Origin of the sequence: Cognatishimia activa, from assembly GCF_001458335.1 — a bacterium.
GTDB lineage: Bacteria > Pseudomonadota > Alphaproteobacteria > Rhodobacterales > Rhodobacteraceae > Cognatishimia > Cognatishimia activa.
On sequence record NZ_CYTO01000002.1, the window covers coordinates 16,314 to 35,970 of the forward strand.

Here is a 19,657-nt window from a genome sequence, read left to right on the forward strand (position 1 = left end):
ATTTCCCGTGACGGTTATGAAAAAAAGTCGTGCTGGTATCATCGCTGATCAGATTGAGAAGCGGAATTTTGATGGAACCTATGTCACCGGAGATCGCCTTGACGAAGTCCGCGTTGCCGAGCATTTCGGAGTCTCCAGGACTCCGTTGAGTGCGGCATTGCAAGTGCTTGCGCGCTCTGGGTTGGTGGCATTGATCGCCTCGGCGAGGAGCTTTTGTTCGTCAGCCCGGTCCGGTAGAACTCATGGAAATGATTGAAGTCATGGCAGAAGTCGAAGCTGTGTGTGGAGGTCTTTCTGCGATGCGCATTTCTGACGAAGCTCTGGAAGATCTGCATGATGCAAATGACAAGTGCCAGGAAGCCATTGAGGCACAAGACCCCGATTCCTACTACAGCGAGAACGAACGATTCCACAAAACCATTTATCGGGAGTCGGGCAACGGAATCCTGGAGGCTGAGACCAGAATACCGTACCGGCGCCTCCAGCCATTCCGACGTCAACAGCTGAGATTTAGAGGTCGCATGGCGCAATACATGAACGAACACAAAACCATCCTGGAGGCCCTCGAACGAGGAGATTCCGAGGCTGCGGCTAACGTTCTACGTGGGCATGTGGCGATTCAGGGAGAAAAGCTCCACAGCCTGATGAGAACCCTCAAGAACATTGCTGAATGAAGGTTTGATTGTTGCAGATACAGAAAAGTCGGCTTGGTCTCGCGTCTGAGTTGTCGGATCAAGCAGCAGCGAAAACACAGAATCGGATTGGACAAAATCTACATCCGTGAATGACCGGATTGGCAACTAGCGCTTCAACGCAGCGATGAACGTGCCGCACATGCAAGCAAATGCTGCGTCTGCAATAGCGGCATGAGCAAAAGGCCGGCTTGTCCGCATTGCAGTCATCCGTTCAGCCCTAAACGCTGCGCCCGGTTCGAACGGTAGCTTTCGGGAAGGCGGATTGTTGAATTTTGCTAAGCTCGAATGTCCGATTGGGGCCGTTCGCCAAACTTTGCAAAGTCCGCTTACCTGCGCTTCGCTGCCGTCGGGGCGGGACGCAGCATCACATCAGGCAGCATGAAACCGCTGAGTGTCTGCTTTCGGGAAACTGACCTTCAAATCTCGCAGATGCAGCGCTGAGCGCGAAGCACGCCATGTGACGGACCGCTTTGGGCTGAGAGCGGCAAACTCCATGGTTTCGGCTGCCATTTCGTATTCGATCAGCATTGCCGCGTTGGCCATGTAGTTGTCACACCACGCGTCCACAGCGTCCAGATAGGCGATATCTTCGACAGCTTTGACCGCCTCCTGTGCGGTGAATTCCTGTGCTGCGAAAGGTGTGGCCGCGATGGTCAGGGCGATTGCGAGTTGTTTAATCATTGCTGTGTCTCTCGTTACATTTCGATCCGAGATTTCTATTAGCGGATTGCGACGGATTTTCCACAGGTTTACCAGAATCGCAGTCTATGAAACGGCTGTCGAAGCTGTGTTCGCAAGTGTTTGTTTTTAAGAGAGGATATTGGAGGCGAGTACCACGGCCATCCGTTGTCATCTTTATTGATCTTAAAGACTTTCTTCGGTTTTGTGACGATTTACCTTTCATCTCTACTCCTCTCAAGTTATCTTTCGAACTGTATAATAGGGGGGTAAATAGGAGTGAATTTTGCCGCGACGTACTCTCAAAGAACTGACTGCCTTTCAAGTCGATAAGCTGAACAAGCCGGGATACCACAGAGTTGGTGGTGTCAGTGGATTGTGCTTGCAAGTAAAGGCCTCAGGCTCTCGTTCTTGGGTACTTCGCATGACATTTGGCGGTAAGCGTCGCGACTTGGGGCTTGGTAGTTACCCCTCTGTGACTTTGAGCATGGCCCGCGAGCGGGCAAGGATTTCACTTGATCGTGCGTGGGCGGGTTTTGATCCGGTCGAGGAGAGGCGGTCGCAGCGTGTACAGGCAAAACCGCCAACCGAAGAAAAAGCTGCAAAGACATTCAAACAATGCGTTTTGGAGTTCTGCCAAGACAAAATTGTGCATCAGAAAAACGCCTACCGTGCACGGCAGCAATTTGAAAACTCTTTGGAAGCTTATGCGTTTCCAATAATGGGCGATTTGCCTGTCAACAAGATTGAACTGGATCACATCCTTCAAATTCTGCGCCCAATCTGGAAAGAAAAGCCAGATACAGCGTCAAGGGTGCGTAGCAGAGTGGAGCGCGTTTTGAATTGGGCCACCGTCAGCGGTCATCGGGCAGGCGAGAATCCAGCTAGATGGCGGGGCCACTTGGATCAGATTCTGGCTCCTCCGAGCAAGCTCCATAAGCAAGCTCACCACCCAGCTTTGCCTGTAAAAGATATTCCAGATTTCATGCGGTCGCTAAAAAAGCGAAAAGTATCCAACTCTGCGCTTGCTCTCGAATTTCTTATTCTTACGGCTAGCCGTTCTGGTGAAGTGCGAAACGCAGAGTGGGAAGAAATCGACTTTGAGCAACAGGTTTGGAACGTACCTGCTGGACGGACGAAAACTGGGAAGAGCCATCGTGTCCCGCTGTCGAAGCAGACTTTTATGGTTTTGGATGCCACGCCGCGTATTGCTGGTGGAAAACTTATCTGGAGTGGAGTTTCTGGCAAGCCAATGAGTGACATGACTATCGCGTCGATTGTTAAAAAGATGAATGCTGCAGAAGAGGCTGCTGAGGGTGACGGTTGGAGGGATGCCGAGTCAAACCGTGTTGCAACGCCGCACGGATTTCGTTCGACCTTTCGCGATTGGGCCGCTGAGGAAACTGAATGGCCCCGAGAAATGGCTGAAATCGCACTTGCACATAATATGGGCTCGGCAGTTGAACGTGCCTATCGCCGCTCAGACATGCTTGAAAGGCGCAGGGAAATGATGCAAGACTGGGCTGATTTTGTTCATAGAAAACAGAATAATAGCTCTCGGATGGTATAGACGATTGACAATTTGAGTTTAAAAATATAGCGCTACAGTAAGGCCGCTAAACTGTTTTGGGGTATAGCGGGGCACCATGTGTCTAATATCGAGAGAAGCATAGGCTTGATACGCCGATGACCACCGGGCCTTTGACAAGGCTGCGACTGACCCAAAACTAGTTCGCGAACCGCGTAGACGTCCCACACAGTTAATCACTGCTGGGAATCCGTGGATCATACAAATCAACCACACGTCTCAGCACCTGAATCAAAATTGAAGGTGTAACTATGAATACTTTCGACCAAACAGTCGGGGCAGGCGCACCGTTGTCACAAATTGACTATGCGACGTTGCCTGATCAAGCCTTATTAAATGCAAAGCAAGTGCGAGCATTATGCTCAATGTCCCCTGCGGTTCTCGACCGCAGAATCGCACAGGATCGCTTCCCATCTCCATGTTTCCATGGCCGCAATCGTGTCTGGCCGTGGGCCAAGATTCGCTTTTGGTTAGAGCTGGCAGCACAACAAGAAACCCCACTGGAAAACTAAAGCGAGCGGCCCGTGCGCCTTTCATGGTTCGTTCGGGCCAATTCGGCTTCACATTACTGCCTGACGCCATCTTTTCAGAACGATTGGATTGGAGCGGAATTGCAGGAATTAGAACGTAAGGAACATAATTTGGATCATCAGGCTCCACTTTCACAGGAAGACTTCAACCTTCTTTCATCGGCTACGTATGGAATCGTACACCATGCCGGACAACCTAAAAGCCGCGCTGAAAGCCACTTCATGATCTCGACTTTGGGCATCGTAGTAATGAAACTCGCAATGGAGATTAATTGCCGCCGCGTTGTTGGTAACTGGCGTATACGCAACAATTTGAGCGGAGGAACTTATGGTATTGGCAGTTTGAAATCGTCCATCGGGAATACAGAGGACGATGATTTTCATACTTGGATTGAAACTGAAACGCATTGCATCGATTTAATGTCGCCGATGTACCCTGATGTGTTTGCGGGCACCGAGCACTCGTCAAAGGTCCCCAGCGCAATGGTTCAAATCCCAAAGGAAATGGACGCCAAGACAATTAAACAATTCGAGCAGGGCGCCGTTTTATTCACAGAGCCCGATCCAAGCTTAACCAAATCTCTAATCGCTCAGTTCGCGGAAAACGATGAATTAGATGATCTGGCTCAGGCCCTGCTGCACTGGTGGCCAAAGTTGAAACAAGATAGCGGATCACAGCTGCGTTTCGTTCATAAGGATGGTCGGGGATTGTTAATTAAGCCAGCGGACTACGAGGCGTCACAATCTTGGGTAAACGAAACAGTTACAGCATAAGTATCTAAATTAAGCACCAAGAGGGTTTATAATCACAGTCCTTTTGGTGAAAATTAACTTTCAGGTAGGTGACCCGCCCCCATGACCGGGAGAGGGTGACACAACGGTTCCCTCGCCACCGGTTCAGATGGAATCCCCGAACACTTTTCGAAACTACATACTCGGAGATCGCCAGATATATTTAACTGATGGTCTCGCGGGCCCTGCTTCGTGCGCGCGCGAAATTTGGTTTAATTAATTGAAAAATATGAAAAAATGCTGATTTGTACTTGAGCGGAAACCGGTGTGTGCTAAACTGACAGTGCCTACAAGAGATTTGTCCCAAGAGCGTAACGACAAGCGCAGGGCCGGTGAGAGGCCGGTAGTAGGACGGCGGGGCCGAGACGGTTGGGAGGCCCCTTAAAGAAACGTATGACCCACGGACCGTAGTCACCCACTCAACACCTTGTTGCAAGTGCAACAGGGTTGTTCAGCTCGGAGATGACTATGGCTGATTGCTATCAAATTAATCCATGTGTTGCATATGCAAACGCTAAGTTCGAAAATGCAAAACTTGCCCACGTGGCGCACACAAATTTACCCTCACATAGTAGGTACACATCGAAGACTAACCCGAAGTTCATTTTTCAGTTCATGAGTAGTCAGCTGGAGGTGCCGTGTCATGCCGGTTAGTTTAATGCCAGACCCGCTGAAGGCTGTTGAATTTGCCAATTGGCTCAATCCTAGTGCTCCGCTTTATTTGGAGCGTATGAACAGCCAGGGCAGTGCCTATCCCAAACATGAGTTGTTCAAAGGGAATGACGGGGTGTCTGCGATCCGCTTCGTCCAAAGCTTTAATGATGACCTCCAGCGCAACAATATCTATTTTGTTTCAAATGCTGAGTTCCTCGATGGCAAACGGAGCAAAGAAAACATAAGCGCGGTGCGATTTCTACATGTCGATCTTGATAGCAAGGACTATCCGGGCACCGAGGTTGAGCAAGAAGACAGAATCCTGTCGATGTTGTTGGATGAGCCAAAGCGCCCCCGAGGGGTTCCTCATCCGACTGCTATTTGGTTCACAGGCGGTGGCTTCCAGGCAGTTTGGCGATTGAATGAGCCAATGGAGCCTTACCAAGCAGAGGATTTGAATTACTCCCTTTTGTTAGCTTTTCAAGGTGGCGCTGGGACACATGATGTTAGTCGTTTGCTGCGCCTGCCATGGACCACAAACTGGCTAAACGACAAAAAGCGTGCGGATGGTCGGGTTCCGAAGCTAGCCCATCCATTGCACCCAGTGAATCTCAAAGAGTCACCCGTTTCGTTTTCGGACGACGAATTTAAAATGCGCCGTGTTAAACACATTTCACAACAAAATACGGCGGCTTTAGAAGCAACTAAGAGTTTGCCAGAATTTGATAAAATCCCGCTGCCTGATGACATTAATTCGATAATTCCACCGGACCATAAATGGGCTGAAGTCATCATGACCGGTAATAACCCAGATGGCGGTAACTACCAATCCCGTTCTGAGTTGGTAATTGCAGCAACAATTTGGATGCTTGGTAACGATGTGGCTCCGGGGCATGTTTTAGCGATCTTAACCGATCCCGCCTTTGGTATCAGCGCCCACGTATTGGAAAACTCAAATCCAGAGAAATATGGCTATCGTCAAATTGAACGCGCTTATGCTTTGCTTGAATTACAACGCGAGGGCTGGCCCGTCAAATCCGATCAGGGCAGCCCAATTTCAAACGCGCCAGACAATATCCGTTTTGCATTTGTACAGTATGGTATCGCTGCCCGTCGCAACTTGTTTAACCAAACAGACGAAGTGACTGGCTATCAACTCGACGGACGTGATCTGAACGATATTGTCGAGATATTATGCAGCACGTTCGCACGGGAGAAGGGCTTTACTGCCACTCCTGCGGCAATACGTAGAGAACTTCTATCGCTAGCACATGAGAATAAATACCACCCGGTTATAAACTATTTCAACGAGCTAGTTTGGGATGGCACACCGCGCATTGATGACTGGTTGGTCCGCTATTGCGGCGCAGAAAACTCAGAGCTTAATCGGGAGTTTGGAAGTAAATTTTTTATCGCCGGTGTTCGTCGTATCAAGCAACCGGGGGTGAAGTTTGACACAATGTTGGTTTTTGAAGGTGCTCAAGGTGCTGGTAAGTCACAAATTGCTGCATTGCTTGCGGTTCAAAGCGAGTGGTTTTGTGCAAGTTTGGACTTGCGGAGCGATGACAAAACTAAGGCAGAATTGTTGTCTCGTGCTTGGATCGTTGAGTGTCAAGAAATGGATGGTTTGAACATGACAACCAGCCAGAATCTTAAAAAGTTTTTGAGCACGTCCGCTGATGCTTATCGACCCGCCTATGCTCGGAATGCCGTATCGTTCAAACGCCATTGTGTAATTATCGGTACGACCAACGAGGAGTCTTATCTGAGAGACCTAACGGGCAACCGGCGCATTTGGCCTGTACGACTTGGTGAGATCGACCTGGCTGGATTTGCATCTGACGTTGATCAGCTTTGGGCAGAAGCCGTGGTTCGAGAGCAGAAAGGTGAGTCTATTTCGCTGTCTGAGCATTTATGGGATAGCGCAGGGGTGCTCCAAAATAAACGTATGGTTGAGGATCAGATTGCAGAGGTTCTAAGCGACCATTTCGCAGAACGTACCGGTTCAGTTTCGATGGATAGCATTAAACTGTTACTCAATCTCCCAACCGCGAAAGTATCATCAAATATCGCTAGTCGCATTCACGCTGCGATGACAGCCTTGGGGTGGCAAGCGCAAAGCTTTCGACTTCACGATCTTTCTGGTGCTGACAAGCGCACAAGAAATGGTTTTACGAATGGAGACTCAGCTGAGAAAAAATCTGAAATTCGGGCTATCCGACTACCAAGCGGGGTAGTTATCCTAGAGCAGCCTATTGGTTCTTATCAGCAGGGTCAAATCACCCCGCAGGACATACCATTCTAGGTACATTGGGGTACGGGAAACGTATTTTGTAACCCGCACCCTTTGTAAAACTTCCTGCCTAGTGGCTTGCTTGCTTGGTACGCACAGCCTTTTCTTTTTACCTATAAATACAGTTATAAGTTACAAATCTCTGGTGGGCTTGGTTAATCTTGCGATATGAAAAATAGAGCGAGTTACTGGAAGACTTCGCCTGAAGTGGCGTCCAGATCTAGCGATGGGTAATAGTCACACCGCCGCAGTACATATAGTAGACGGGGCACGTTTCAAACTTGCGCGATCTGACCCAACCGCCGTTTTTCGATGAAGTCAGTTTCAGTGCATATCCCGTCGTCCATTAGTCTAGTTGCCGCTTGCATGAATGTGTCGCGGTACTGTTCAAGATCTTCAAAGAGGGCCAAAAATCGTTCTGTGTTCGAGGCGGTTCAGGAGAGCCTACAAAATCATTTGGTTCTAACAACTCAAAGGGCTCTGACAAGTTGAGTTCGGCTGCTTCGGACCAGTCCAATCGTCATCGATGAGTACCGCTGGCCCGCGGAATGTGCATCAGCTCGGCTTCCTTTGATTAAATTGATGTCGAGTTGATCTTTGTTCAATGATGTTTTCGCGATGTCGAGACTCATGCCTTGGCCGCCAGACTTCTTAGAATATGGGTGCGGGTGGTGTTACTTGCTATCCGTGCCCAACAACGCAATCATTTTGCCAGTGCAGGCGGGGCATAATTACCCCTATTTTGCTGCTGTTCAACCACGGTTACAGTTACAGGTAATAATTTTTGGCCTACGTTCGATACAGTTTTAAGCCGCGCTGGGCGATGTTGGGTATTAGGTTGGCCAACACAATAGTATGCATCATGGGTGACGCCAGCGGATGCTTGCGGACATGTGGCGGTGCCTTTTGGGTTTACCCCCGCACATCCAAGGTCAGTGTCTGCCAACTACCGCTCTCGGGGAAATACTCAGTCGTGCCGGTGAATGTACCTCGTATTATCGCGCCAAACCCATTCTGGGCATCGAAATGGCCGACAACCTGATAGATGCAATTGCCTAAGTGTCTTGTTCCAATTCCATATCTCCCGGGAAATTCAGCCGTTGATGGTGAGCGCAGCGATCTTCGCACGTCGCTTTGGATCATGACGTAGGCTCGGGAGATTTTCTGATCGGTGCATTCGGCAAGCCGATTGGCTTCGGCGTCAGATATGTGGGTGTTGGGATCCACAGTTTGCGTGACCTCCGTTCCGCGAAAAATCGCGCCGGTTGCAGCGTCCAAATATTGGCGGTTCGCAACAGTCGATCCCCCGCAATACATGAAATAGATTGGCCTTGAGCCAAAAGACGTTGATCTTACCCAGCCGCCATTTTCGATAAATTCCGCGTCGGTGCAGGTGCGATTGTCGACAAGTGTTATCGCTGCGCGCGTAAATGCTGTGCGATGTTGGTCGAGATCGTCGGAACTGGCGATCAAACGCTCCGCTTTCTTCACAGCAAGGGCCTCAGCCGCTCGCAACTCTGCTGCTTCCGCTTTTGCACGTCGCGCGGCTTCCTGCTGTTGCGCTTCCGCTTCTGCCTCGCGCCGTGCGATCTCGTCCTCAAATTCGCTTGGCCGAAGTTCGCGCAGCTCCTCCATCCAGCGGTTTTCGTCTACAGATGCCAGTTCTGCCAAGAACGCATCAGGATCAGTTTGCCGTAGCAACGTCCAGCGGGCTTCTCGCTGCTCGTCAAAAACCACCGCGCCTTGTGCTAAGAAAAAACAAGCTACCATCAGAAACAGAAGGGCTTTGCCGCGATGGCGAAAGTGTGGGAATCCTCTGCCTGTAATCAGAGTGAAGGTGAAAACACCCAGTAATGCCGTTGCAATGAGGATTTGCGCACTGACATTCATCTGCTGGAGCAGATACAGGACAAAACCAAAGGCGATGAGTTCCAAAATCAATATCTGGGAACGCACAAATGCACCGAATACGGTTGTTCCCTGTTTCTTCAAATCTGCGTTGCTCATAATGGCTCCTCAACTAACGAAATCGGCCACCAGAGTTACCTCTGGCAGCCGGGGAGTTAGTAAGTCGCCGCAAGACGACCGCGCTGGCCTTTAGGCCGGAGCCCTGGACATACGCCAGTGCCTCCCCGACCATAGGGTTCGAGGAGGTGTCATTACGGTCGACACCGACCGCTTGCGGTGAGGTTACTACGCCCCGAGATTGGCTCTGTTTGCCAATCCTGAGCGCAACCTAGCCCGGATACTGGGAGATCGAAAGCGTTTAAAGCTACCATGTGTGTTTTCGAAGCTGTTGATTTGACGGGCAGATTCTGTGAAAATGGGGGTAGACAGGCCGAAAATTTTGAACCCCAAATCCTGTTCATTGCATCCGAATGACATTCACAAACGGATCGACCCGAACGGGAGGTTGTGTGATTGAATACAATGGCGATTTGAGCACTTTTGGTGAAAAGAGCGCAATTATTGAAGTTTAGCGGCGCAAAGGCCGTATTGAAGGCGAAAAATGACAAACGAAGAAGAACAACAATTCCTTTCCAGCCTAGAGAAAAAGCTATGGAACGCCGCCGATAAGCTCCGCTCCACCTTGGATGCTGCACAGTACAAGCACACCGTTCTAGGCCTCGTTTTTCTCAAATACGTCTCGGATTCCTTCAAAATTCGCCAAGATGAGCTGATCGCGCAATTTACTGACGCTGAGAATGACTATTACCTAGATCCAGCGGATTATGGTGGAGCTGACTCCGACGAATACGCAACGGAGATTGCAGGAGAGCTCGAACAGCGCGACTACTATGCGGAAGTGAACGTTTTCTGGGTTCCCGCTGCCGCCCGGTGGAAATTCCTACAGGACAACAATAAAGCCGTCATTGGTGGTGCGGAACTTACGCTCCCTGATGGCAATACGAAAAAGTTTAGCTCTGTTGGCCATCTCATCGACAACGCCCTGGAGAAGATCGAAGCGGACACCCCAAAGCTTAAAGGCGTTCTCAATAAGCTCTACACCCGCCTGCAAATCGACCAAGTCAAGCTGGGCGAACTGATCGACCTTGTCGCGACAATCCCCTTCAAACACGCCAGCTTGAATTCGCAGGATATTCTCGGCCATGTCTACGAATATATGCTGGGGCAATTCGCCTTGGCAGAAGGCAAGAAAGGCGGACAGTTCTATACGCCTAAATCCATCGTTACCCTGATCGTGCAAATGTTAGAGCCCTTCAAAGGCCGTGTTTACGATCCCGCCATGGGGTCGGGCGGTTTCTTCGTTCAGTCAGAGCATTTCATTAATGCCCACAAAGGCCGCATTGGTGATGTTTCGATTTACGGGCAGGAATATAACCACACCACATGGCAACTCGCTGCGATGAACATGGCCATTCGCGGGATTGATTTTAACTTCGGTAAAGAACCCGCCAGCACATACACCAACAACCAACACCCCGATCTGCGCGCTGATTACGTTATGGCCAATCCGCCCTTCAACATGAAGGAATGGGACACAGGCGTCAGCGAGAATGACCCGCGTTGGAAATACGGGACGCCGCCCTCAGGCAATGCCAACTTCGCTTGGCTGCAACATATGCTCTACCACCTCGCGCCTAATGGTTCGATGGGCTTGTTGCTGGCCAATGGCTCGATGAGCTCTAACACCAATAATGAAGGGGCCATTCGCAAAAAGCTGATCGAAGAAGACCTGGTCGAATGCATGGTCGCCCTGCCGGGGCAGCTGTTCACCAACACGCAAATTCCAGCCTGCATATGGTTCCTGACCAAGAACAAAGGCACACGCACGACAGCCGCTGGCCGCAAACTGCGGGATCGCAAGGGCGAGGTTCTGTTTATTGATGCGCGAAACCTAGGCTACATGAAAGACCGCGTTCTGCGGGATTTTTCCACGGATGACCTAAGCCAAGTAACCGACGCCTTTCACTATTGGCAAATGGGCGAAGGCTACACTGATGTCGCAGGCCTTGTGAAATCAGTTGAGCTGGCGGAAATCCAAAAACACGATCACGTCCTCACCCCCGGTCGCTATGTCGGCGCGGCAGGCGTTGAAGAAGACAGCGAACCCTTTGCCGAGAAAATGGCGCGGCTGACCGCACAGTTAAAAGGGCAGCTTGAGGAAAGCGACCGCCTGGAAGCGGAGATCAAACAGAATTTGGCGGGGTTGGGTTATGAGTGCTGATTGGCCAGTAAGATCTCTATCAGAAATTGTCGATTTCCAAACTGGTCGGCTAGATTCAAACGCGGCAGAAGAACATGGTAAATACCCCTTTTTTACGTGCTCTCCGACGACTTTAGCTATCAATACATTTGCCTTTGACGATGAAGCTGTCTTATTGGCGGGCAACAACGCAAATGGTGTATTTCCGATCAAGTATTACCAAGGCAAGTTCAATGCATACCAGAGAACGTATGTTCTTACGCCAAAAGATAAAACTAAAGTAAGTGTTCGGTGGCTCTATTTTAGAATTAAACATGTCACCTCTGAGCTTCAACAAATGTCTGTAGGAACAGCTACAAAATTTCTGACAAAGAAAATTTTAGACGCGTACGAGGTGCAGCTTCCATCTTTTCAAGAGCAAGAAAAGTGCGCGCATATCCTTTGGTCGCTGCAGGATAAGATTGAACTCAACCGCCAAACCAACCAAACGTTGGAGGAGATGGCGCAGGCGGTGTTTAAGAGCTGGTTTGTGGATTTTGAACCCACCCGTGCGAAGATCAAAGCCCGCGAGAACGGCCAAGACCCCACCCGCGCCGCCATGGCCGCCATCGCAGGCAAAACTGTCGACCAACTCGACACGCTCTCTCCCGAACAGATCAATTCCCTAACCACAACCGCCGATCTTTTCCCTGATACTCTCGTTGCGGCCGAACTTGGCGAAATACCGGAAGGGTGGCAGTTGAGTGAGATTGGCAACGAAGTCTCGATTGCTGGCGGTGGGACGCCGAGCACCAAGAACGAGGAGTTTTGGGAGGGGGGGCATATTCATTGGACATCTCCCAAGGACATGTCGAATCTTACAGACAAGATTTTGTTAGAGACAGCACGGAAAATCACACAGGCAGGACTTGACAAAATCAGCTCGGGATTATTACCAGCAGACACAGTGCTAATGTCTTCTCGCGCTCCTGTTGGCTATCTGGCAATTTCTAAAATTCCTGTCGCGATCAATCAAGGCTACATCGCGATGACTTGTGAAGGGGCCTTGTCACCTGAATTTGTTGTCCAATGGGCCGAGTCTATAATGGACGATATTAAGCAACGTGCCAGCGGCACCACATTTGCTGAAATCAGCAAGAAGAACTTTAAAATCATCCCAGTGATTGTGCCTGATGCTGACTTGATTAGCGAGTACACGCAGGTAGTCAGATATTTCTACAATCAGATCACCGAAAATTTGCGTGAAACGAAAACGCTGTCTGAAATACGCGATACCTTGCTGCCAAGACTGCTTTCCGGTGAAATTACTTTGAGTGAGGCAGTTTGAGACTATGAGCGATACAGCTTTTATTTTGCAAAATTGCACCAAGGCAATTGGAGGGGCTGAAAACGCAATCCACCTGCTGGAGCAAAAGAGCCGCCTCGAGCAAGCAGTGGGTTCCAATGATCCCGCGCTGACTTTGGATACTGCGAAATCTCTACTAGAGAGCATTTTCAAAACGATTTTGACAGATAGGCAGGCTGAACCAAATTTTTCAGGTACGTTTTCCGCTCTCTATAGTGAAGTGCGTAAAGAAATCACCCTGAACAATGAGGGTGCCGCCAACGAAATCCTCAAGAGGCTCACCAGCTCTATTGTTCACAATGTAGGTGAATTGAGGAACGCTTACGGGGCGGCATCGCACGGGGATGATGGGTACTATGAGAACCCAATACAAATGCCGGAAGCTGAAATGATCGCCCATATTGTTGATGGAATGGGAGGATTCTTGTTCCGGAAACATAAGAACCTTAACGATCCTGAAGTGGCGCATAGAATCTTCTACACCGACTACGCTGTCTTTAACGATTGGTTAGATAGTCAAAACGATCCGATAGAAATTCCCGTGAACCGGGCTGAAGATATACCATTTAGTGTTTTCCTCTTTACCTATGATGTCGATACCTATCGAGCAATGTTGTTGCAGTATGTGCAAACTGAAGAAGAAGACGCTGGCGTAGAAATGGCTTTGGTGGCGGAACAGGAGTCAGAGATTAACGATGCCGAGCTACCGGTAGAGGAATTAGCCGCCGAACCCGTAGTGGATCCAGTTTCGGATATCGCCGCAGCATTGGTCATAAATGAAGAGGTTGGGAATGCGATTTCAGATGATGACAGGATCAAAATTGCTGAGTTCGCTCAAGATTATGCTGTGAACCGAGCGGGGGTAGATTGGCAGAGCCGGGATTCATTGATCGCGAAGTTTAGAATTCAGCTGAAACGCACGCTCATAAAAAAAGCATTTACTGAACATTATATCGATGAAGCAATCGACATAATCATCGGAAAAGCCAGAAAACATTTTCCGAGTGAGGGGGCGTATTAGTGATAACTGAAGATCAACTAGAACAGCTTTGCCTCGATTGGTTCCAATCCATTGGATACGACTATATCTGTGGGTACGACATTGCCCCAGACGGACCTACTCCAGAGCGCACTGACTATCGACAGATAGTCCTGCATGATCGATTGTTGAACCGTCTTGAGGTCATCAATCCGCAAATTCCGCCGGAGACATTGGAGCAAGTCGTGCTACAGGTTGAAAAACCTGAAACGCCGATTTTGATCAAGAACAACAAGGCATTTCATCAGTCGCTGCTCGAAGGGGTAAAGGTCACCTTTAAGGACGCTTCCGGTGACGAGAAAACCGACTATGTGCGTTTGATCGATTTTGACAGGGTGGGGAACAATCAGTTCCTTGTGGTCAATCAGTATACGATCGTGGGCACGAAGGGGAACCGCCGCCCGGATGTGATCGTGTTTATCAATGGTTTGCCGATCTCAGTGTTGGAGTTGAAAAATCCTGCTGACAGCAACGCAGATATTTGGTCTGCATACCAACAACTGAGGACCTACAAAGAAGAAATCCCTGATCTATTCACCTTTAACGAGGCTTTGGTGATTAGCGATGGTTTGCATGCACGTGTTGGGTCGTTGACGGCGAACAAAGAGCGTTTCATGGCGTGGCGCACGGTCGCCCATGAAAAAGATAGACCACCGTTTGAATATGCGTTGGAAACGCTTTTGAAAGGGTTTTTCCAACCTGAATTGCTGCTGGATTACATTCGCCACTTTGTTCTGTTTGAGCAAGACAATGGCGTTACGATCAAGAAAATCGCCGGATATCATCAGTTCCACGCCGTCCGCGCGGCGGTTGATGCCACTGTTTCGGCAACCAAGGCTCAGGGCGAAATGGCTGGTAAGGCCGGGGTGGTTTGGCACACTCAGGGATCGGGTAAATCGATTTCTATGGTGTGCTACGCGGGGAAGCTGCTGGCGCAGCCGAGCATGAATAACCCGACGATTGTCGTGGTGACAGATCGCAATGATCTGGACGGACAGCTTCATGATACTTTTGGCATGGCGGCCGAGACGCTGAAGCAATCTCCCGTGCAAGCTGGTGACCGCGATGAGTTACGAGAAATGCTTGCTTCGCGCCAGTCTGGGGGGATCATTTTTACGACCGTTCAAAAGTTTGCGTTGGAAAACAGCGAAACAGCGCACCCGATATTAAGCGAGCGAAAGAACATTGTCATAGTGAGTGATGAAGCTCACCGTAGTCAATACGGAGATAAAGCCAAGTTTAACCCTAAGACAGGCAAGTATACGTTTGGATATTCGAAGTATATGCGAGACGCATTGCCGAGGGCTTCTTTCATTGGGTTTACAGGGACGCCGATTGACACAGGGGACAAAGACACGCGTGCAGTCTTTGGCGATTATGTCTCCGTTTATGATATTCAGGATGCTGTCGATGATGGCGCAACAGTTCCTATCTTCTATGAATCACGTTTGGCCAAGTTGAATATTAATGAGGCGGAGATTGAGGCACTTAACGATGACGTGGACGAGGTCATCGAAGATGAGGAAGACGTTTCGACGCGTGAAAAGACAAAATCACAGTGGTCTGCTCTGGAAAAACTTGTTGGTAGCGAACCAAGAGTTGCGGAAGTCGGAAAAGACCTAGTCCAACATTTCGAAGAACGCATAGCGAGCATGCCCGGAAAAGGCATGATTGTTTGTATGAGCCGCGAAATTTGCGTGGAGATGTACGATGAAATCGTTGCCCTTAAGCCAGATTGGCATGATGAGGATCCGACAAGGGGAGCCATCAAAATTGTAATGACAGGTTCCGCATCCGACAAAGACAAGCTGCGCCCACATATTTACAGCAAAGAAACAAAGAAGCTGTTTGAGAAACGCTTTAAGGATGTGAATGACCCCCTGCAGCTAGTGATCGTGCGGGATATGTGGTTAACAGGCTTTGACGCGCCAAACTGTCATACGATGTATATTGATAAGCCGATGAAGGGGCATAATTTGATGCAAGCTATTGCTCGCGTCAATCGAGTGTTCAAAGACAAACCCGGCGGGCTCGTAGTCGACTATATTGGCATTGCCAACGAACTAAAGCAGGCTTTGAAAACCTATACTGGGTCAAACGGTAAAGGCAGGCCTACCCATGACACGCACGAAGCCTGTTCTGTTTTGTTAGAGAAGATGGATGTTGTTCGAGGCATTTTGCACGGCTTTGACTACAGCGGGTTTGAACACAACGCCTTGCAATTACTACCCGGAGCGATGAACCATATTTTGGGTGCGCAGGGAGACAATGAGAAACTTGATGGCAAGAAGCGTTTTCTCGATGTCATGGCGGCTATCAGCAAGGCATATACACTGTGTAGTACTATGGATGAGGTTGCCCCGCTCAAGAAGGAGATAGCTTTCCTTGGCGCGGTTAAGAATGCGATTACCAAATTTACGACGGTCGACAAGCGCCGAACAGATGAAGAGAAAAATTCTGCGCTGAAGCAGATAATTGACAACGCAATTGTAGCTGACGGTGTCGATGATGTTTTTAATTTGGTCGGGTTAGATAAGCCAAATATTGGACTGTTGTCTCCTGAGTTCATGGAAGATGTGGCGAATCTTGAGGAAAAGAATCTAGCCATCGACTTGCTGGAGCGTTTGCTGCGAGATGAAGTAAAGGCACGTATGAAAACCGATGTTGTGTCAGAGAAAAAATACTCTGACAGAATTCTGGAAACGCTTCGCAAGTATCACAACCGCGCAATTGAAACGGCCCAAGTGATCGAAGAGTTGATCCAGATGGCGAAAGACATGGCTGCGGATGCCGAATTAGCAGAAAAATCTGGTCTAAACTCTGATGAGGTGGCCTTTTACAGGGCGCTGATTCAAAATGAATCCGCTGTGAAGGAACTTGGAGACAATAGTCTTCGAGAACTGGCAAAGCATGTCACCGCACAACTGAAGAAAAGCACGACGGTAGATTGGCAAGTTAGAGACAGCGTAAGGGCGAAACTTCGAAATCTTGTTCGCCGAGCATTAAGAAAGTGGCGATATCCGCCTGACCGGGCAGATGAAGCAGTTGAGTTGTGTTTGAAGCAGGCAGAGGCATTGAGCGAAAGCTGGAGTAATTGAACGACTTCAGGCCGGTGCCGGTAGAGTCGCGGTGTAAATGTCTAAATACTGCAGCGACGACTTTGACGATTGTACCATTGATTGTTAAGAAATAGCCTCTGCCCCAAACCGGCAAGTCTCAGTAGCGCTTTCGGACTTCGGGAAATTCCTGTTGCTCCTTGTGGGACGAACGGTCCATCACTTTGCGCGCCAGATCGGAGGTCGCTAGCTTCGGCACCATTGTGACAGTTCCACATCAGGACTTAATCGCTCGCCAGCACCCCGCTCATTGCTATTTCCTCTTTAATAACATGAGTAGATTTTCAACTGAGCTGACAGACTTGTTGCTACTTAGTTGTTGAATGGCCGTGTTGCGAAAAAAAGATTCAGCTAGGATTCGATCACAACAACAGTTGGGGGCAATAGGGGTTCTGATCCCTATGCGCCGTTTAACTTGTTGATTTTATTCAGAAAGTGGAGGCGAGTACCGGAATCGAACCGGTGTACACGGATTTGCAATCCGCTGCGTCACCACTCCGCCAACTCGCCGCCGTGGTGGTGAAAGCGGCAATATCGCATCTAATTTGTGCCCGCAAGAGAGAACCGACTGAAATCTTGGCCTTTTCATTGCCGTTCCACTTTTATTGTGGCAAGACAGATTTAGCAGGATCTGAACGAATGAGTTTAGTTATGTCTGATTACGCTTCTCGCCGCACAGCTATGGTGGACACGCAGGTCCGCCCTTCTGACGTGACCAAGTTTCCAATTATCTCCGCAATGCTCTCAGTGCCGCGCGAATCCTTCGTGCCGCTGGACCTTCGCGACGCAGCATATATGGGAGAGAATATAGATTTGGGCGAGGGGCGCGTGGTGCTGGAGCCGCGGACGCTCGCCAAGATGCTGGATGCGTTGGATATTCAAAGGGGCGCATTGGTTCTGGATGTGGGCTGCGGACTTGGATATTCCTCGGCGGTTTTGGCAGAGATGTCTGAAGCGGTGATTGCGGTAGAAGAAGACCCGCAGCTGGCTTCCGAGGCGCAATCTGTTTTGAACGAATTGAACATTGACAATGTCTATGTGCATGAGGGGCCGCTTGCAGCGGGAGCCGTGGAACATGGACCTTATGACGTCATTCTCGTGCAAGGCGGCGTGGAAAATGTGCCGGAAATTTTGACGGACCAATTGAAATTGGGCGGAAGGATCGCATGTTTGTTCATGGACGGAAATCTGGGTGATGTACGCATTGGTCTAAAGACCGAGACGGGTGTCACATGGCGATCGGTTTTCAATGCCGGCGCGCCGGTTTTAGCAGGATTTACACGCGACCACGCGTTTCAACTATAAAACATGCGGTGAAAACACCGCTTTTTGGATGCAAGGGATATAACGATGGGCATTAAACGGGCGGTTCTTACGGCTGTGGTTGCACTTTCGACGAGCGGTTTCATGGCGCAGGCTGAAACACTCGCAGATGCCATGGCTGGAGCCTACGGGCATAGCGGCTTGATAGATCAGAACCGTGCCTTGTTGCGCGCTGCCGACGAGGACGTGGCACAGGCCACAGCAGCCTTGCGGCCGATTTTGAATTGGACCGCGGGCGTTGCCAACAACTTTACGATTGATCCATCAAATTCCTCAACGACGTCAGCTAATGTCGGTTTAGATCTAAGCTGGGTCTTGATCGACAATGGGTCCAGAAAACTCAACAAAGCGCGCCTTGAGCAGACGGTGCTTGCGACACGCCAAGGTCTTGTTTCCGTTGAGCAAAGGGTTCTGTTGTCTGCGGTACAAGCTTTTATGAACGTGCGTCGGGATGCACGCATCGTTTCTCTGCGCCAAAACAACTTGCGTGTTATCACTCGAGAGCTGCGTGCTGCCGAGGATCGGTTTGAAGTTGGTGAAGTGACACGCACAGATGTCGCATTGGCGCAGGCGCGTCTCGCCGGGGCTCGTGCCGAACTCGCGGTCGCGCAGGGCAATTTGATGGCGTCTCAGGCTTCCTATGAAGCAGCGGTCGGGCGGAAGCCTCATGCGCTGTCGCAACCTACGCGTCTGCCACGAGCAGCGAGATCACTGGATGCAGCGCAGGCCATCGCTGTTCGTACCCATCCTGATATGATTGCAGCCCAGTTCCGTGTTGCCGCAGCCGATATCGGAGCAAATGCAGCAGATACTGCGTTGCGCCCTGACGTGAACCTAAATGTCGGGCTGACCCAGTCGCATACATTTGATACAGACGCGAACTCTTTGGGTGGACGCGTCAGCATCACCACAGGCGGCCCAATCTATCAAGGCGGCAGGATTGCGTCCTTGTCTCGCCAAGCGATTGCACGGCGGGATGCCGAGAAAGCCAGCCTGCACGCCACACGCCACAATATTCGCCTCGCCGTAGGTAACGCGTGGTCGCAGTTACTTGCTGCGCGCGCCCAGCGAGAAGCAAGCCGACGTCAGATTGAAGCGGCACAAGTGGCATTTGACGGTGTGCGCGAGGAAGCTAGCCTTGGTTCACGTACAACACTTGACGTTCTCAACGCGGAACAAGAGCTGCTGGACGCAAAAGCGAATGAGATCACGGCTCAAAGTGCCGAGTTCACAGCTGCCTATTCTTTGCTTTCGTCAATGGGCCTACTGACCGTCGACAACTTGAACCTCGCAGTCGAGAAATACGATCCAGAAGCCTATTACAATCAGGTCAAAAATGCTCCTGCCATGAAGAGCAAACAGGGCCAACAGCTCGACAAAATCCTGCGGCGGATTGAAAATCAATAACAATTCACCGTTTCGGTTGTGTGCTACGC

12 protein-coding genes, 1 tRNA gene and 1 pseudogene are annotated in these 19,657 nt (G+C 49.9%); 11 read left to right on the top strand and 3 right to left on the bottom strand.

Annotated elements, in window-relative coordinates; genetic code table 11:
* Window positions 1–16: 16 nt before the first annotated feature.
* Window positions 17–674 (top strand): annotated as a pseudogene (locus TA5113_RS00220) (GntR family transcriptional regulator).
* Window positions 675–1,064: 390 nt separating this feature from the next.
* Here the strand turns inward: TA5113_RS00220 and TA5113_RS00225 are convergent.
* Window positions 1,065–1,376, bottom strand: coding sequence for a hypothetical protein (locus tag TA5113_RS00225; RefSeq protein ID WP_058313272.1), 312 nt, complete (start codon window positions 1,374–1,376; stop codon window positions 1,065–1,067).
* Between the two features lie 283 nt (window positions 1,377–1,659).
* Here TA5113_RS00225 and TA5113_RS00230 point away from each other — a divergent pair, with 283 nt between their 5' ends.
* The 4 genes from TA5113_RS00230 (at window position 1,660) to TA5113_RS00245 (ending at window position 7,242) form a co-directional block, all read left to right on the top strand.
* Window positions 1,660–2,943, top strand: a complete 1,284-nt coding sequence (locus TA5113_RS00230) for a tyrosine-type recombinase/integrase (protein WP_058313273.1) — start codon at window positions 1,660–1,662, stop codon at window positions 2,941–2,943.
* A 269-nt stretch (window positions 2,944–3,212) separates the two neighbouring features.
* Window positions 3,213–3,473, top strand: coding sequence for a helix-turn-helix transcriptional regulator (locus TA5113_RS00235; RefSeq protein ID WP_058313274.1), 261 nt, complete (start codon window positions 3,213–3,215; stop codon window positions 3,471–3,473).
* Window positions 3,474–3,572: 99 nt separating this feature from the next.
* The gene (locus TA5113_RS00240) at window positions 3,573–4,265 is read left to right on the top strand and encodes a DUF2026 family protein (RefSeq protein WP_058313275.1); all 693 of its coding nucleotides are present in this window, start codon (window positions 3,573–3,575) and stop codon (window positions 4,263–4,265) included.
* A 676-nt stretch (window positions 4,266–4,941) separates the two neighbouring features.
* On the top strand, window positions 4,942–7,242 hold the full coding sequence (locus TA5113_RS00245) for a virulence-associated E family protein (protein WP_058316559.1): 2,301 nt from the start codon (window positions 4,942–4,944) through the stop codon (window positions 7,240–7,242).
* Between the two features lie 900 nt (window positions 7,243–8,142).
* Here TA5113_RS00245 and TA5113_RS00250 read toward each other — a convergent pair.
* Window positions 8,143–9,237, bottom strand: a complete 1,095-nt coding sequence (locus TA5113_RS00250; RefSeq protein ID WP_058313277.1) for a hypothetical protein — start codon at window positions 9,235–9,237, stop codon at window positions 8,143–8,145.
* A gap of 502 nt (window positions 9,238–9,739) precedes the next feature.
* Here TA5113_RS00250 and TA5113_RS00255 point away from each other — a divergent pair.
* The 4 genes from TA5113_RS00255 to TA5113_RS00270 are packed head-to-tail and all read left to right on the top strand — an operon-like array spanning window position 9,740 to window position 16,880.
* The gene (locus TA5113_RS00255; RefSeq protein WP_058316560.1) at window positions 9,740–11,419 is read left to right on the top strand and encodes a class I SAM-dependent DNA methyltransferase; all 1,680 of its coding nucleotides are present in this window, start codon (window positions 9,740–9,742) and stop codon (window positions 11,417–11,419) included.
* Window positions 11,409–12,725 carry a restriction endonuclease subunit S gene (locus tag TA5113_RS00260; RefSeq protein WP_058313279.1) on the top strand — a complete coding sequence of 439 codons (1,317 nt, stop codon included), beginning with the start codon at window positions 11,409–11,411 and terminating at the stop codon, window positions 12,723–12,725. Before TA5113_RS00255 ends, TA5113_RS00260 begins: the two co-directional genes overlap by 11 nt.
* A 4-nt stretch (window positions 12,726–12,729) precedes the next feature.
* The gene (locus TA5113_RS00265) at window positions 12,730–13,764 is read left to right on the top strand and encodes an abortive infection family protein (RefSeq protein ID WP_058313280.1); all 1,035 of its coding nucleotides are present in this window, start codon (window positions 12,730–12,732) and stop codon (window positions 13,762–13,764) included.
* Window positions 13,764–16,880 carry a type I restriction endonuclease subunit R gene (locus TA5113_RS00270; protein ID WP_058313281.1) on the top strand — a complete coding sequence of 1,039 codons (3,117 nt, stop codon included), beginning with the start codon at window positions 13,764–13,766 and terminating at the stop codon, window positions 16,878–16,880. The genes TA5113_RS00265 and TA5113_RS00270 overlap by 1 nt, the downstream gene beginning before the upstream one ends.
* Window positions 16,881–17,334: 454 nt before the next feature.
* Here the strand turns inward: TA5113_RS00270 and TA5113_RS00275 are convergent.
* Window positions 17,335–17,408 (bottom strand) — tRNA-Cys (locus TA5113_RS00275).
* A 141-nt stretch (window positions 17,409–17,549) separates the two neighbouring features.
* Here TA5113_RS00275 and TA5113_RS00280 point away from each other — a divergent pair.
* Both TA5113_RS00280 and TA5113_RS00285 read left to right on the top strand, forming a co-directional pair.
* On the top strand, window positions 17,550–18,203 hold the full coding sequence (locus TA5113_RS00280; protein ID WP_058313282.1) for a protein-L-isoaspartate O-methyltransferase family protein: 654 nt from the start codon (window positions 17,550–17,552) through the stop codon (window positions 18,201–18,203).
* Between the two features lie 45 nt (window positions 18,204–18,248).
* A complete protein-coding gene (locus TA5113_RS00285; RefSeq protein ID WP_058313283.1) occupies window positions 18,249–19,628 on the top strand; it encodes a TolC family outer membrane protein in 1,380 nt (459 codons plus the stop codon).
* Window positions 19,629–19,657 lie beyond the last annotated feature (29 nt).

Excerpts from the sequence above, each read along its gene's own strand:
- TA5113_RS00265 (WP_058313280.1), top strand. The coding sequence starts at position 12,730 with ATGAGCGATACAGCTTTTATTTTGCAAAATTGCACCAAGGCAATTGGA.
- TA5113_RS00260 (WP_058313279.1), top strand. The coding sequence starts at position 11,409 with ATGAGTGCTGATTGGCCAGTAAGATCTCTATCAGAAATTGTCGATTTC.
- TA5113_RS00285 (WP_058313283.1), top strand. The coding sequence starts at position 18,249 with ATGGGCATTAAACGGGCGGTTCTTACGGCTGTGGTTGCACTTTCGACG.
- TA5113_RS00255 (WP_058316560.1), top strand. The coding sequence starts at position 9,740 with ATGACAAACGAAGAAGAACAACAATTCCTTTCCAGCCTAGAGAAAAAG.
- TA5113_RS00235 (WP_058313274.1), top strand. The coding sequence starts at position 3,213 with ATGAATACTTTCGACCAAACAGTCGGGGCAGGCGCACCGTTGTCACAA.
- TA5113_RS00280 (WP_058313282.1), top strand. The coding sequence starts at position 17,550 with ATGTCTGATTACGCTTCTCGCCGCACAGCTATGGTGGACACGCAGGTC.
- TA5113_RS00225 (WP_058313272.1), bottom strand. The coding sequence starts at position 1,376 with ATGATTAAACAACTCGCAATCGCCCTGACCATCGCGGCCACACCTTTC.
- TA5113_RS00250 (WP_058313277.1), bottom strand. The coding sequence starts at position 9,237 with ATGAGCAACGCAGATTTGAAGAAACAGGGAACAACCGTATTCGGTGCA.
- TA5113_RS00245 (WP_058316559.1), top strand. The coding sequence starts at position 4,942 with ATGCCAGACCCGCTGAAGGCTGTTGAATTTGCCAATTGGCTCAATCCT.